13 protein-coding genes are annotated in these 13968 nt (G+C 69.1%); 8 read left to right on the top strand and 5 right to left on the bottom strand.

Going from position 1 to position 13968, the window contains the following annotated elements; genetic code table 11:
* The first annotated feature begins 62 nt into the window (after positions 1-62).
* Together ASF57_RS16285 and ASF57_RS16280 are read left to right on the top strand one after the other, a co-directional pair.
* The gene (locus tag ASF57_RS16285) at positions 63-566 is read left to right on the top strand and encodes a ferritin-like domain-containing protein (RefSeq protein WP_056181863.1); all 504 of its coding nucleotides are present in this window, start codon (positions 63-65) and stop codon (positions 564-566) included.
* Positions 567-715: 149 nt separating this feature from the next.
* Positions 716-2860, top strand: coding sequence for a helicase-related protein (locus tag ASF57_RS16280; RefSeq protein WP_056485094.1), 2145 nt, complete (start codon positions 716-718; stop codon positions 2858-2860).
* Between the two features lie 78 nt (positions 2861-2938).
* Here ASF57_RS16280 and ASF57_RS16275 read toward each other — a convergent pair whose 3' ends face one another.
* The gene (locus tag ASF57_RS16275) at positions 2939-3304 is read right to left on the bottom strand and encodes an SWIB/MDM2 domain-containing protein (protein WP_056485092.1); all 366 of its coding nucleotides are present in this window, start codon (positions 3302-3304) and stop codon (positions 2939-2941) included.
* A gap of 596 nt (positions 3305-3900) precedes the next feature.
* Between ASF57_RS16275 and ASF57_RS27295 the strand changes: the two genes are divergently transcribed.
* Together ASF57_RS27295 and ASF57_RS16270 are read left to right on the top strand one after the other, a co-directional pair.
* On the top strand, positions 3901-4026 hold the full coding sequence (locus ASF57_RS27295) for a hypothetical protein (protein WP_274533543.1): 126 nt from the start codon (positions 3901-3903) through the stop codon (positions 4024-4026).
* A gap of 132 nt (positions 4027-4158) precedes the next feature.
* On the top strand, positions 4159-4596 hold the full coding sequence (locus ASF57_RS16270) for a PRC-barrel domain-containing protein (protein ID WP_056485090.1): 438 nt from the start codon (positions 4159-4161) through the stop codon (positions 4594-4596).
* A 55-nt stretch (positions 4597-4651) separates the two neighbouring features.
* Here the strand turns inward: ASF57_RS16270 and ASF57_RS16265 are convergent, their stop codons facing one another.
* Complete coding sequence (locus ASF57_RS16265) at positions 4652-5311, bottom strand: response regulator transcription factor (protein ID WP_082504051.1); 660 nt, start codon at positions 5309-5311, stop codon at positions 4652-4654.
* A 142-nt stretch (positions 5312-5453) separates the two neighbouring features.
* On the opposite strand from ASF57_RS16265, the gene ASF57_RS16260 reads away from it, so the two are divergent.
* From ASF57_RS16260 to ASF57_RS16245, 4 genes are all read left to right on the top strand, one after another.
* Positions 5454-6626 carry an FIST N-terminal domain-containing protein gene (locus tag ASF57_RS16260; protein ID WP_056181847.1) on the top strand — a complete coding sequence of 391 codons (1173 nt, stop codon included), beginning with the start codon at positions 5454-5456 and terminating at the stop codon, positions 6624-6626.
* A gap of 92 nt (positions 6627-6718) precedes the next feature.
* On the top strand, positions 6719-7981 hold the full coding sequence (locus tag ASF57_RS16255; RefSeq protein ID WP_082504142.1) for a hybrid sensor histidine kinase/response regulator: 1263 nt from the start codon (positions 6719-6721) through the stop codon (positions 7979-7981).
* Between the two features lie 308 nt (positions 7982-8289).
* Complete coding sequence (locus ASF57_RS16250) at positions 8290-10263, top strand: CoA-transferase (RefSeq protein ID WP_056181840.1); 1974 nt, start codon at positions 8290-8292, stop codon at positions 10261-10263.
* A gap of 241 nt (positions 10264-10504) precedes the next feature.
* Positions 10505-11425 carry a bestrophin family protein gene (locus ASF57_RS16245; RefSeq protein WP_056485083.1) on the top strand — a complete coding sequence of 307 codons (921 nt, stop codon included), beginning with the start codon at positions 10505-10507 and terminating at the stop codon, positions 11423-11425.
* A 73-nt stretch (positions 11426-11498) separates the two neighbouring features.
* Here ASF57_RS16245 and ASF57_RS16240 read toward each other — a convergent pair whose 3' ends face one another.
* From ASF57_RS16240 to ASF57_RS16230, 3 genes are all read right to left on the bottom strand, one after another.
* The gene (locus ASF57_RS16240) at positions 11499-12119 is read right to left on the bottom strand and encodes an alpha/beta hydrolase (protein ID WP_056485081.1); all 621 of its coding nucleotides are present in this window, start codon (positions 12117-12119) and stop codon (positions 11499-11501) included.
* A gap of 108 nt (positions 12120-12227) precedes the next feature.
* Positions 12228-13376 carry a type II asparaginase gene (locus ASF57_RS16235; RefSeq protein ID WP_082504048.1) on the bottom strand — a complete coding sequence of 383 codons (1149 nt, stop codon included), beginning with the start codon at positions 13374-13376 and terminating at the stop codon, positions 12228-12230.
* 204 nt (positions 13377-13580) lie between these two features.
* Positions 13581-13943, bottom strand: coding sequence for a hypothetical protein (locus tag ASF57_RS16230; protein WP_056485076.1), 363 nt, complete (start codon positions 13941-13943; stop codon positions 13581-13583).
* Between the last annotated feature and the right edge of the window lie 25 nt (positions 13944-13968).

The following is a 13968-nucleotide window of genomic DNA, read 5'->3' as shown; positions in this document are numbered from 1 at the left end:
GGCGCACCGGACGGTCATTGCCAGCCCCTTCGAAACCGCACCGGACACCAGTGGAGGCACGCATGGGCCTGTTCACCCGAGACATCAAAACCCTCGACGACCTCTTCGTTCACACCCTGCAGGACATCTACTACGCCGAGAATCAGATCACGAAGGCGTTGCCCAAGATGATCGCCAAGGCGACGCATCCGGAGCTGAAGCAGAGCTTCGAGACCCACCTGCGCCAGACCGAGACCCAGATCCAGCGCCTGGAGAAGGTCTTTCAGATGCATGGCCACAGTCCGAAGGCCGTGACCTGCCCGGCGATCAACGGCATCATCGAGGAAGCCAACGAGGTCGCCGGCGAGATCGCCGACAAGGATGTGCTGGATGCGGCCCTCGTCGCCTCCGCGCAGGCCGTCGAGCACTACGAAATCACCCGCTACGGCACGCTGATCGCCTGGGCCAAGCGCCTGGGGCGCGACGATTGCGCGGGTGTCCTCCAGCAGAACCTCGACGAGGAGAAGGCGACCGACCACCTGCTCACCGCCATGGCCGAGCGGCAAGTCAACCAGCGCGCCGCCTGACCGGCGCGCCGCGCACGAAGCGGTCACCAACCGGCCGACGTGGGGATCTTGCGCTGATGCGGGCCGTTGCTTTTTGGGCCACGTCCCGCGCACCCTGGCGCGGCCCGGTCGCCCGTCCGTGGCGGTGAACGACTCCCCGACGAGAGCCCATGGCCCGCAAGCGCGCGCGACCGACGAACGAGATCCTGGCCGAGGTAGCCATGCGCCTCGGCCTGCCGCCCCGGAGCGTCGAATTGGATGCCCTGCGGCTCCATCTCGGCCTGCCCGAATATGGCGGCTTCGTCGAGGATGCGGTGGTGGCCAAGGCGCTGCGCGAGCTGAAGGCGCGCCGCGCCTTCTCGGAGGGCGGTGTCGCCACCGTGAAGAAGGCGGTGCCGGCCCTGCGCGCCGCGGTGATGCGGGACGGCAGCATCGCCTGGACGATCCGGACCCTGATTCCCATCCTGGACGGGGGCCGCCTCGACCTCCGGGTCGATGCGGCTCCCGAGACGGGAATCGCCGGCATCCTCTCCGGGATGGCCCATCGCAACGACCCGAACTGGCGCCTCGACGAACTGCGCGCCGCCGTCGCTGAAACCGCGGTCCGGACCGCGAAGTCCCTGCGCCGGGCGGTGGAGCGCCTGCGCGACCAGGTCGCGGAGGACCTGCGCGAGGTCGGCGCCGACGCGGTGACCTATATCGACCATCTCGACCGCTCGCTGCGGTCGCGGGCCTTCCTGCTCTCGCCGAACCTGAATCAGTCCCTGACCGACACGCTCAAGGGCGTGCGCGCCCGCGCCCGCAGCGTGGCGCGCGAGGATTCGCGCCTGCGCCGCCTGCGCGACCAGGTGGGCTTCGGCGCCTACATCGAGAAGTTCACCGCGGCCCGACGCCTCGGCCGACGCATCATCTTCCACATGGGGCCGACCAATTCCGGTAAGACCTATGCGGCCCTGGAGATGCTGCGCGCCGCGCCCACCGGCACCTACCTGGCGCCCCTGCGCCTCCTCGCCCTGGAGAACTACGAGGCTCTGGCCGAGCGCGGCCTGCGCGCCGGGATGGTGACGGGCGAGGAGACCCTCGGCGACCTGAACCCGACCCACACCGCCCGCACCATCGAGACCGCCGACCTGACGCGGCCCGTCGACGTCGCGGTCATCGACGAAATCCAGATGATCGCCGACCCCGACCGGGGCTGGGCCTGGACCAACGCCCTGTTCGGCGTGGCCGCCCGCACCGTGGTGGTGTGCGGTTCGGACGATGCGCTGGCCGCCGTGCGACGGGCGGCGGAGGCGGCCAACGAATCCCTCGAGGTCGTCACCTTCGTGCGCAAGACCCCCCTGGTGTTGCAGGAGGTGCCGGTGCCCCTCGAAGACGTGACGCCGGGTGATGCGGTGGTGGCGTTTTCGCGAAGGGCCGTCCACGAGAATCGCGAGATCCTGGTGGCGGCGGGCCACCGAGTGGCGACGATCTACGGCGCGCTCTCACCGGAGGTGCGCCGGGCCGAGGCCGCGCGCTTCCGCGCGGGCGAGGCCGACGTCCTGGTCACCACGGATGCCATCGGCATGGGCCTCAACCTCGGCCCCCTCAAGCGGGTCGTATTCTCGGCCGTGCGCAAGTGGGACGGGGTCGGGGAGCGGGCGCTGACCAATTCGGAGATCCGCCAGATCGCGGGCCGCGCCGGGCGCTTCGGGCATCAGGACGAGGGCTACGTCGCCGCCGTGGACGAGACCGGACTGGAGCCGATCCGCGCGGCGCTCGCGGGGGCGCCCACGGCGCCGGCCGCCGATACCCGTTTCTTCGTGCGGCCCGACCTCATCGCCATCAACTCGGTGGCCGAGGAGATGCGCACGGACAGCCTGCGCGAGGTGCTGGCGCATTTCGCGCGTGCCACCTTCTATGCCGGATCGCCGTTCCAGCCCTCGGCCCTGGAGGAAATCCTGGAGATCGCCCGGGTGGTCGACAAGGCGCGGCTGCCGATCGCGGAAAAGTTCGCGTTCTCGGTCTGCCCGGTGGACCGGCGCGATCCGGTCTCCCTCGGCATGCTGGAGCGCTGGACCCAGGCACGGGCGGCGGGCACGACGGTGCCGGCCCTGCGCGCGAACCTGGCGGGGGAACTCGTCTACCAGGAGCGGACGGTGAAGCTCGCCAGCGCCTATCTCTGGCTGTCGCGGCGCTTTCCCGAGACCTTCGACGATGCCGAAGCGATGCGCGCCATGCGGGGACGCGCCAACGGGGAGATCGAGCGCCACCTGCGGGAGACGGCGACCCGCAAAGTCGAGCGGCGCACACGCCGCGCCGGCAGCAGACGCTGAGCGCCCGGCGCCGCGTTCGATCGCCGGACGGCCCAGGGGAGGGGCGACCCCTCCCCGACGCCGATCCGGATTTTGCGTTCAGGCCGACTTGAGGTGCGCGGCGAGGTGCTTGTTCATTTCGAACATGGTGCACTTGTCCTTGCCGAAAACCTTCTTGAGCTTGTCGTCGGCCAGGATCTCGCGCTTGTTCTCGGGGTTCTGGAGGTTGTGCTTCTTGATGTACTCCCAGACCTTGCTCACGACCTCGCCGCGCGGCAGCGACGCGTCGCCGACGACGGCGGCGAGCTCGGGCGACGGCTTCAGAGGCTGTTGCAGCGCGTTGGGCTTGGCGCCTTCACCCTTCGGAGCGGCGACCTTCTTGCCCTTGGCGGCCGGCTTCTCAGCGTCCTTCTCAGCCGCCTTGGGTGCAGCCTTCTCGACAGTCTTCGTGGTGCTCTTTGCCATGGGATGTTCCTCCGGATGTCGACGGTGAGCGCCGGTACGCCCACGGCCCGTGGCCTCGCAGCGCATAGGTGCAACAACTAAGCGGTGCCGCGAGCGTTCCAAGGGAAAACCGCCCGCTGCGCCCGCGTCATCCACAGGCGCGCAGACGGAAGGGCCGGCGAAGGGCTGGCGGAGAGCGGGCGAAGGGCTGGTGCGGGACGCGACAAACCCCGCTCCACGTGCGCGGAAACGTGGTCTCGGCGGTCTGTACTTCCGCCCGACGCCACGGCGCCAGCGGATCGGACCCAGGCGGGTATGTCGGGCGAAAGATGTGAGTGCAGAGGAGGTTAGGGCGACTTCGCGGCCTTCGTCTAGGCGCAGGTCCCGGGCGGAGGCCGCCGTTCCCTCGCGCGGGCGGCGTGTCGCCCGTGCAGGCGGGATGGCCGGCCGACGCTCAAGCCCGAGCGCTTCGTTCAGTGGAACGGTCGGTTCCGCCGAGAACATTCCACGATCGGTCGAAATTTTGGTAGACAGACGGCCTGGCCCCGGGCGGATTCGGGACATCGGCCGGTGGGCACCGTCACCGAACCTTAAGGGCGATCGGTGAATCCAGGGTCATGATCCTCCTTGCCTTCACGCTCTCGCTGGGCGCCGCCGCCGCACTCATCATCGGACTGGGCACGCTGGTGTCGGTGGAGGCACAAGGCCGTCCCGGTACCCGGGCGGATGCGGGCCTGATCTGACGCCGGTCTGACACCGCACGGGCGAGCCAGACGGAGCTGACGACCGGCCCCTGTCCTGGAACCCCCGCGCGGGTCGCGGCTTGTCCGGTCGGGCGCCGGTCCCGGCGCATCCCCCAGCCACGAGGAGTTTGCATGCCGACGGACCTCCCGAACGAGCGCAGCATCCGTCCCGCCGGCTCGATGGAGCTCGATCCCTCCGCCGAGGGCGTCGCCATCGACGAGACCTCGCGCCTGATCGCCTCGAACAAGGTCGAAGGCACGGCCGCCTATCGCCGCGACGGCGAGCATATCGGCACGGTCTACAATTTCATGGTCGACAAGGTCTCGGGCCAGGTCGCTTACGCGGTCCTGTCCTTCGGGGGCTTTCTCGGCCTGGGCGAGAGCTATCACCCGGTGCCCTGGCGGGCGTTGACCTACAGCGTCGAACTCGGCGGCTACATCGTCGACATCGACCGCGACACCCTGGAGGGCGCCCCGACGCATGGCCCCGGCGAAGACCCCTTCGCCGATCCGCGTTACGGCGAGCGCGTCGACGGCCATTACGGCGGCTCGAAAGTGCCTACTGCCTGAAGAATATCCGCTGCCTGACAAATCCCCGCCGCTTGAAAGATCTCCGCCCGCCGGTTCACGATTCCGGCGCGGCCACGATCCGGTCGAAGTCGAGGAGCGCGGTCTCGATCACGATCTGCGTGCGGCTGATGACGTCGAGCTTGCGTAGGATTTCAGAGACGTGCGCCTTCACGGTCGAATCCCCGACCTGAAGCTCGTGGGCGATCTGCTTGTTCAGCATCCCCTGCCGGATCATCGCCAGCACCCGCACCTGTTGCGGGGTCAGGCTCCCAACCCGCTCGGCGATCGGGGCCTTGCGGGCCGTTGACGGGATCGGGGGCGCGGCCGGCAGGCTCGCCGGCACCGAGAGGCCGCCGGCCAGGACATCGGCGATGGCTCGCGTCAGCGTCGCCTTGTCGACCGCCTTCGGCACGAAGCCGGCGGCGCCGTGGTCGAGGGCTTCGCGGATGATCCGCGGATCTTCCAGGCCCGACACGACGAGGATCGGGACGCGCGGGGCCTGCGCCCGGATCGCCAGCAGGCCCTCGAAGCCGGTAACCCCCTGCATCGACAGGTCGAGAAGGATGATCTCGGTGGCGGGCTGCCGGGCCAGCACCGCGCAGGCGCCGACGATCCCATCGGCCTCATGCACCGTCGCGTCCGGATAGGCGAGCCCCACGGCGCTCGCCAGCGCCTCACGAAACAGCGGGTGATCGTCGACGATGAGGAGATGCATGCCCGTTCCGCCCGGTGCGTGCGCCCCTGTGCCGGAGCCGTTCGGCGCTGCATTGCGCGGCCACCGGTCGCCCGACATACTCGTGTCATCGCGGAGAACCGGGCGTCAAGCCCGGCCCGCGCCGGGCAGCGAGGGAACGCGGGTGACAGAGGGGACGCGGGTGCGCACGCACCGGTGCGGCATCACCACGACCTGGACCGACGCCGCCGACGCCGAAACGGCGCTGGCGGAGATCGGCGCGGCCATCGGCACCGGCCGGGTCGCCCAGATCGTGGCGTTCTTCTCGGCCGACTACGACGTCGACACCCTCAATCGGGGCTTCTCCACCCGCTTTCCCGGTGCGGGCATCGCCGGGTGCACGATGTCCGGCGGCATCTCCCCGGCGGGCGGCCTCGATCGCGGCCTCGTGGTCATCGCCTTTCCGCCCGACGGCTTCCGCATCGTCTCGACGCTGCTCGACGCCATCGACCATCTCGACGTCGAGCGCACCGCCTCGAGCGTGCGCGCTCTGCGAAGGAGCCTCGACGGGGCATCCGCCGATCCGATCAATGGGCGCCGCTTCGCCCTGTCGCTGATCGACGGGCTCGCCAATGCCGAAGAGACCGTGGTCTCGGCCATCGCCTGGGCCCTCGACGGCATCCCCCTGGTGGGCGGCTCGGCCGGTGACGACCTCACCTTCCGTGAGACCGTGCTGCTGCATGACGGCGGCATTCATCAGCGCGCCGCCGTGCTGCTGCTGGTGGAATCGGATTTCCCGATCCAGATCTTCAAGAGCGACAATTTCGAGCCGACCGCGACCCGGTTCGTGGTCACCGCTTCCGACGACGAGCAGCGCACCGTCCACGAACTCAACGCCGAGCCGGCCGCGCGGGAATACGCCATGGCGGTGGGGCTCGACCCGGAGCGTCTGTCGCCCATGAGCTTTGCTGCCTATCCCCTCGCCGTGAAGGTGGGCGGCGAGTATTTTTGCCGGTCGATCCGGCGCATGAATCCCGACGGCTCGCTCAGCTTCTTCTGCGCCATCGACGAGGGCGTGGTGCTGACCCTGGCGCGACCGCGCGACATCGTGGCGGCGACGGAGGCCGAGCTGTCGCGCCTCGACGCGGCGCTCGGCGGCATCGACCTCGTCATCGGCTTCGAATGCGTGCTGCGCCGCCTCGACGCCGAGAGCCGTCAGGTGCGCCACGGCATCGTCGACCTCTACCGGCGCTACGACGTCGTCGGCTTCGACACCTACGGCGAGCAGTACCGTTCGATGCACCTGAACCAGACCTTCACGGGCATCGCCATCGGGCGGGGCGGAGCGGACCGGTGACGGTCCCGTCCCCCGAAGCCCAGGGGGGTGCGCCGGGCGAGAGCGCCAACCTGCGGCGGATCGCCAAGCTGGAGCGGATCAACGCCGCCCTGATGGCGCATGTGGAGCGCAGCATGGACCAGCAGGGCGGTGCCTACTCGCTGTTCCAGACCGCCACCATGCTGGAGGGACGCGTCCGCAGCCGCACCGAGGAGCTGACCGGCCTCATGCACCGCCTGGAGCGCTCCAACGAGGCCCTGGTGGCCGCCAAGGAGGAGGCGGAGAACGCCAACCGCTCCAAGACCCGCTTCCTCGCCGCCGCGAGCCACGACCTGCTCCAGCCCCTGAATGCGGCGCGCCTCTCGGCCTCGGCACTGGCCGGCCTGGCCCTCGGGCCGGAGGCGGTGGCGATCTCCGGCCGGATCGAGCGCGGCCTGCAGATCATCGAGGACCTGATCAAGACCCTCCTGGATATCTCGAAGCTCGATGCCGGCGTGGTGCGCCCGGCGATCAAGCCGGTGGCCCTCGGCGACCTCCTGGCCGGCATCGCGGCGAGCTTCCGGCCCTTCGCCGCGCGCAAGGGCCTGCGCCTCGTCGTCCGCGGCCCCGACCTCGTCGTGGCCAGCGATCCGCTGATGCTCCAGCGCATCGTCCAGAACCTCGTGTCGAACGCCATCCGGTACACGCGCGCGGGCGGGGTGCTGGTGGCGGTTCGGCGGCGTGGCGCATCCTGCCGGCTCGAGGTGCTCGACACCGGTTGCGGCATCGCCGCGGCGGAGCGGGACCTCGTCTTCGAGGAATTCTTCCGCGGCGGTGCCGAGGGGGAGGGCGGTGAACCCGGCCTCGGCCTGGGTCTCTCGATCGTGCGCCGCATGGCGCAGGCCCTCGACCATCCCCTCGAGCTGACCTCGCAGGTCGGGCGCGGCACCCGCATGGCCCTGACCCTGCCGGTCAGCCCTACGCCGCCCGAGCGTGTGGTGCCGGCGCCACCCGTGGCGACCCGGCTCACCGGCGCACGGGTGCTGGTGGTGGAGAACGATCCGCCCACCGCCGATGCCCTGGAGCGCCTCCTGCGGGCCTGGGACGCCGAGGTCTCGGTTCATCGCGATCTCGCAGGGGTGGAGGCGGCGCTCGCCGCGGGGCTGGACCTGCCGGACCTTCTCGTCCTCGACTATCACCTCGACCACGGGGCCTGCGGCCTCGATGTGGCGGCCCACCTGCAGGCCCGGATGTCGGCCCCCCTACCGGTCATCGTGACCACCGCCGATCATGCGCCCGAAATCGCCGCGCAGGTCGCGGCACTGGGAGGGCAACTGATGCACAAGCCGGTTCGCCCGGCGCAGTTGCGGGCGCTCCTAACCTACCTGCTGGCATGACGAAGACGGGCTAGAGTATTTTGAATAATCCTATGGCGTCGCAAGGCATCGCAACCCTAACAAAAGAGCCTTCCCCGCCGTTGCGCGTCTGTCTTGCTGAATGTCTCCAGTCAAATTTGAGGCTGCATTGAAAAATTTGCAGCGCACCAAGATATAATTGCACTGCGGCGATAGTAGTGGCGCCCTTGCGAAGCTTCGCGCGGGTCTTTACGCTTCCGCCCCAGAACAAGACTGCCCCCGCACGCCTTTCGCCAGGATGAATCCTGTCGCTCGTCGTCGCTGTGGGCGCGCGGAGGACGGCCCGGTTCATGAAGAAAAACAAGGTCATCACGGCCGGCGAGGCGATCGCGCTGATCCGGCACAACGACGTGGTCACCACGACGGGCTTCGTCCAGAGCTGCATCCCGGAGGCGCTGCACGCGGCCCTGGAGAAGCGCTTCGTCGACACCGGCGCACCCCGTGACCTGACCCTGATCATGACGGCGGGAGCCGGCGACAGCAAAGGCCTCGGCACCGGGCGTCTGCATCACGAAGGCTTGCTTCGCCGCGTCATCGCGGCCAATTTCGGCCGCATGCCGAAGGTCGCCAAGGCCGCGCAGGAAGACAAGATCCTGGGCTACAACCTGCCTCAGGGCGTGATCTCGCAGCTTTACCGAGCCTGTGCCGCCGGCCAGCCTGGGCTGTTCTCCAAGGTCGGCCTGCACACCTACGTCGATCCCCGTCACGGCGGCGCCCGCGTCAACACCGTGACGCAGGACGAGATCGTGAAGCTCGTCGAGGTCGATGGCGAGGAATGGCTGTTCTACACCGCCACCAAGATCGACGTCGCCTTCATCCGCGGCACCTCGGCCGATCCGTCGGGCAACATCTCCTTCGAGAAGGAGGCCCTGACCCTCGATTGCCTCGCCCAGGCCATGGCGGCGCGCAACAATGGCGGCATCGTCATCGCCCAGGTCGAGCGCATCGTCGATGACGGCTTCCTGCTGCCGAAGGACGTGCGCGTGCCCGGCATCCTGGTCGACTGCGTGGTGCTGGCCGAGCCCGAGATGCACCGCATGAACTACGGGGTGCAGCACGATGCGGCCCTCGCCGGCCAGATCCGCGTGCCGGTCAGCGGCATGAAGAAGATGCCGCTCGATGCCCGCAAGGTCATCGCCCGCCGCGCTGCCTTCGAGCTGCCGCCGAACGGCGTCGTCAACCTCGGCGTCGGGGCGCCCGAGGGCATCTCGGCCGTGGCCAACGAGGAGAAGGTGACACCCTACATCACCCTCACCACCGAAGCCGGCGCGGTCGGCGGCGTGCTTGCATCGGGGTCGAGCTTCGGCGCCGCCACGAACGCCGATTGCGTCATCGATCAGAACCAGATGTTCGACTTCTACGACGGCGGCGGCCTCGACATGACCTGCCTGGGTCTGGCCGAGTGCGACCAGCACGGGAACGTCAACACCAGCATGTTCGGGGGCCGCCTCAACGGCTGCGGCGGCTTCATCAACATCAGCCAGAACGCCCGCTCGGTGGTCTTCGCCGGCACCTTCACGGTGGGCGGCCTGGAGACCGCGATCGAGGACGGCAAGCTCCGCATCGTCACGGAGGGCCGTTCGCAGAAATTCCTGCCCCAGGTCGAGCAGATCACCTTCAGCGGGCATTATGCGCAGATGCGCTCGCAGCCGGTCATCTACGTCACCGAGCGCTGCGTCTTCCAGCTCACCGACGAGGGCCTGGAGCTCATCGAGGTGGCACCCGGCATCGACATCGAGCGGGACATCCTGCCCCATATGGGCTTCCGGCCGATCATCAAGCAGCCGATGCCGATGGATGCCCGCCTGTTCCGCGACGAGCCGATGGAACTGCTCGCCGACCTGCTCAACCTCAACCTGCCGGAGCGGGTGAGCTACGACCCCGAGCGCAATATCCTGTTCGTGAACCTCGAGGGCTGGCATGCCCGCGCCAAGAGCGACCTCGACGACCTGCGCATGGTGCTGGTGGGCGCCTGCAAGAAGGCCGGCCAGCGGGTCAACACCGTGGTCAATCACGACGGGTTCCGCATCAACGAGAACCTGTACGACGACTACGCCCACATGATCCAATACCTGCAGGCCAACTACTATCTCACCACCACCCGCTACGCGACCAGCGCCTTCCTGCGCCTCAAGATGGAGGAGGCCCTGAATCGTCGCGGCCTCGCGCCCCACGTCTTCGAGCGCAAGGAGGACGCCCACGCCTTCCTCGAGGGCGCCGGCAAGGTCCGCCGGGCCTCGACGGCGATCGCCTCGGCGGCTTGAAGGGCGGGGCCGGCCCGACGGGCCGGTCCTTCCGCGACCGTGCGGCGTCCTCGGCGATCCAAGCCGATCCCGTGCTCCATCTGAGCCGGAGGCGGGCGTTTGTGCCCCGCCGGGCGTTTATGCCCGGCCGGTCCCAGGCCGCGTCCGCGTGCGGCTGCGCGGCCAGTCGGCTGCCGAACCCGGGCGCGTCGCGGAGGCGCGGCAATTGCCGGGGTTCGCCTAATCCGAGACAACAGGCTCCATGATCGTCCGTTCGCGCCCGAGCCTGTTCGATATTCTGTTCACCCTGCGCGGCTCGATCCTGCCGCAGGTGGCGCCCAAGGTGCTGAGCATCACCCTCATCGCGGTGATCGTGGTGGCGGTGGAGCGGCGCTGGCCCGAGGCGTTCCCGATCACTGCCGGCGTCGGCCCCTTCACCCTCATCGGGATCGCCCTGTCGATCTTCCTCAGCTTCCGCAACAGCGCCTGCTACGACCGCTGGTGGGAGGGGCGCCGGGCCTGGGGCGGCCTCGTGGTCGAGACGCGCGGACTCGCCCGGCTGCTCAGCGCCCTCCTGCCCGGCGAGGCCGACGAGCCCTTGCGCGGACGCGCCCTGCGGCGCCTCTCGGCCTTCGCGCATGCTCTCCACGCCCAGCTTCGCGGTGGCGACGTGGCCGCGGCGGCCAAGCCCTGGCTCCCGGGCGCCGAGGCGGAGCGCCTCGCCCGCCACCCGAGCGCGGCCGATGCGGTGCTCGCCGGACTCACCACCGACCTCGCCAAGGCCTATCGCCGGGGGGCGCTGACCGACGTCCTGTTCGCTGCCCTGGAGCACAAGATCGCGGCCCTGGCGCAGGTCCAGGTGGTGTGCGAGCGCATCCAGAACACGCCGCTGCCCTTCGCCTACACCCTGCTGCTGTACCGCACGGCGTGGATCTACTGCCTGCTGCTGCCCTTCGGCCTCGCAGCCTCCCTCGGCTGGGCGACGCCGGTAGCCACCGCCCTGGTGGCCTACACGTTCTTCGGCCTCGATGCGCTGGGTGACGAACTGGAGGAGCCCTTCGGCCTGGCGCCGAACGACCTGCCGCTCGATGCCCTGCTGCACACCATCGACGGCATCGTGCTCGATGCCCTTGGCGAGACCGCGCCGCCGCCCCTGGAGCCGGAGCGGTATCTGCTGACGTGAAGGGGCGAGGCCGCGCGCGTGCTCGTCGCGGAAGCGCCTCGATTGTCGATCATTCGAGCGGGTGAAGGGCCGGTCAGTCGTTGACGAGCGGTCGAGGCGCGACGACAGCCATGAGATGCCGTCTGATTTCGTCCGCAACCGCCCGGACATGTGTCTGCGCCAAATCGTGGTTCGCCCCCGGCAGGATGCAAAGGCGCGCGTTCGGCAAGAGAGCAGCCAGCCTCTTCCCGACGGCGTCCGGGCTGATCGAATCCGAGTCTCCCCACAACAACAGGACCGGAACTCGGATGGACGGCAAACCGGAAGAGAGATCGGCGACCGGATCGGCGATCCACTTCGCAGCGCGTGGGAAGGCCCTGAAGTAGTCCGGCCGCCAATCCGATCCGCCCAGATCGACCATCGGCACGCCGCCGGATGTCACCGTCAACACCAAGCTCTTGACGAGATCGGGAAATGCCAGCGCCAGCTTGATCGCGATGATCCCGCCCATCGACTGTGCGACGATGGCCACCGGCTCGCGGATTTCAGTGGCGACCAGAGCGACGAGATCGTCCAGCCCGTCCACGTCCTGCCGAGGGGACTCTACGCCCAATCCCGGCCATCCGAAAAACACACCATCCAATCCGGCCTGGGTGGCAACGGGCCCCCAGAACGAAGCACTTCCGGATGCACCGGGTAGAAACAGCGTTTTCATTACGGTTCATCCGCTCATCGTCGCTGAAGTGCGGACGTGACGAGGGTAACCGGCCATGTCGGGTCGAGGACGGCCGCGTCCATGGCGTCGACGCTCGACCCGCGCTGCTCAATACTCCCAGAAGATCCGCTGCAGTTCCTTCGAGTCCTGCGTCTTCGTCAGCGCGACGGCGGCCAGGATCTTGGCCTTTTGCGGGTTCAGGTCGTGGGCCACCACCCAGTCGTACTTGTCGTCGGGCTGCTCGGCGTTGCGCAGGACGAAGCCGTCGCCGACGCGGGACGAGCGGATGATCTGCACGCCCTTGGAACGGATGTCCTTCAGGGTGTCGACGAGGTAGCCCGCCACCGAGCCGTTGCCGGTGCCCGCATGGATGATCGCCTTGGCGCCGCCCGCCACCGCCGAGGTATAGGGCTCCGGGTGCATGTTGCCGGAGCCGTACACGATGGCGACGTCGGGCAGGCTGTCGATGGTGTCGATGTCGAACTCGGAGGTTGTGCCATGGCGCTTCACCGGGGCGCGGAACCAGTAGGTCTTGCCCTCCACCACCATGCCGAGGGGGCCCCACTGGCTGAAGAAGGCCGAGGGCTTGATGTTGATGCGCTTGGTGGTGTCGCGGCCGGCCTGGATCTCGTCGTTCATGGTCAGCAGCACGCCCTTGGCGCGGGCATCCCTGGCGCCGGCCACGGTCACGGCGTCGAGGAGGTTGAGGGCGCCGTCCGCCGAGATCGCCGTGGAGGGGCGCATCGAGGCCACCATCACGATGGGCTTGTCGGTCTTCACCACGAGGTCGAGGAAGTAGGCCGTCTCCTCCACCGTGTCGGTGCCGTGGGTGACGACGACGCCGTCGACGTCGTCGCGCTTGACCAGGGCCGAAATCTTCTTGGCGAGCTCGATGAGCTGCGCGTTGGTGAAGCTCTCGGAGGCGATCTGGAAGGCCTGCTCGCCGCGCACGTCCGCCACCTGGGCGATGGCCGGCACGGCGGCGATCAGCTTGTCCACCGGCACCTTGGCGGCTTGGTAGGTCGCGCTGTTGGCGGCGTCCGCGCCGGCGCCCGCGATGGTGCCACCCGTCGCCACGATGACCACCCGCGGCTTGGCCGCGGCGGTCGGTGCCGGTGCCACATTGCCAGGCGTGACCGTTGCGCCGGGCATCACCGTTGCGCCGGGCTTGGCCGGGATCGGTCCCTCCAGCGCGCGCGCGGGCAGGACGGTGCCGGCCATCAGGGCCATCAGGGCGATCGGCAGGGTACGGCGCATGCTGAGACTCGGGTCGTTTCGGGAGTGGCATTGTGACCCGCACCACCGATAAGGCCAGCCGAAAATCACGCCGTGCCTCGCTCAATCCCGATGCAGTCCATCCCCGCGCTGCCAGCGCCGAGACGACCGGCGGGGGCTCGGATCCCCCGGCCTGTGGGGCCGGGAGATCCGTCGTCGAGGTCGCGCGCCGTCACGGCCGGGGCCTCAGTTCAGGGCCGCGGCTTGGCGGGTCACGGCTGGCTTGGCGCGGGAGACCGAGACGCTGTCACCGGTGCGGAGGATCTCGATCGCCTGGGTCTCGCCGCCGAGGTCGCGCGGCGTCGAGAGGGTGACGCTCTGGCCGTTGACCAGCACGGTCTCGAAGCGCACCGGGCCGGCGCTCTCCGTGCGGGCGAGGGTGACGACGACCCGGTAACCCGTGGGCTCGGGGGTGTAGTAGGCGACGCCGGCCACGTCGCCGAGGCTGACGCTGCCGCCGGCGCGGGCCTTGATCGGCTCGGCCTGGGCTGCACCCGCGAGGGTGGCGAGCACGGTGGCGGCGGTGAGGAGTGTGGTACGAACGGACATGATCGAAGGTCTCTGCTCTGGGGCA

The organism is Methylobacterium sp. Leaf117 (genome assembly GCF_001422985.1).
GTDB lineage: Bacteria > Pseudomonadota > Alphaproteobacteria > Rhizobiales > Beijerinckiaceae > Methylobacterium.
Note: the sequence above shows the minus strand (reverse complement) of the source record. Positions and strands in the feature narration are given on the sequence as shown.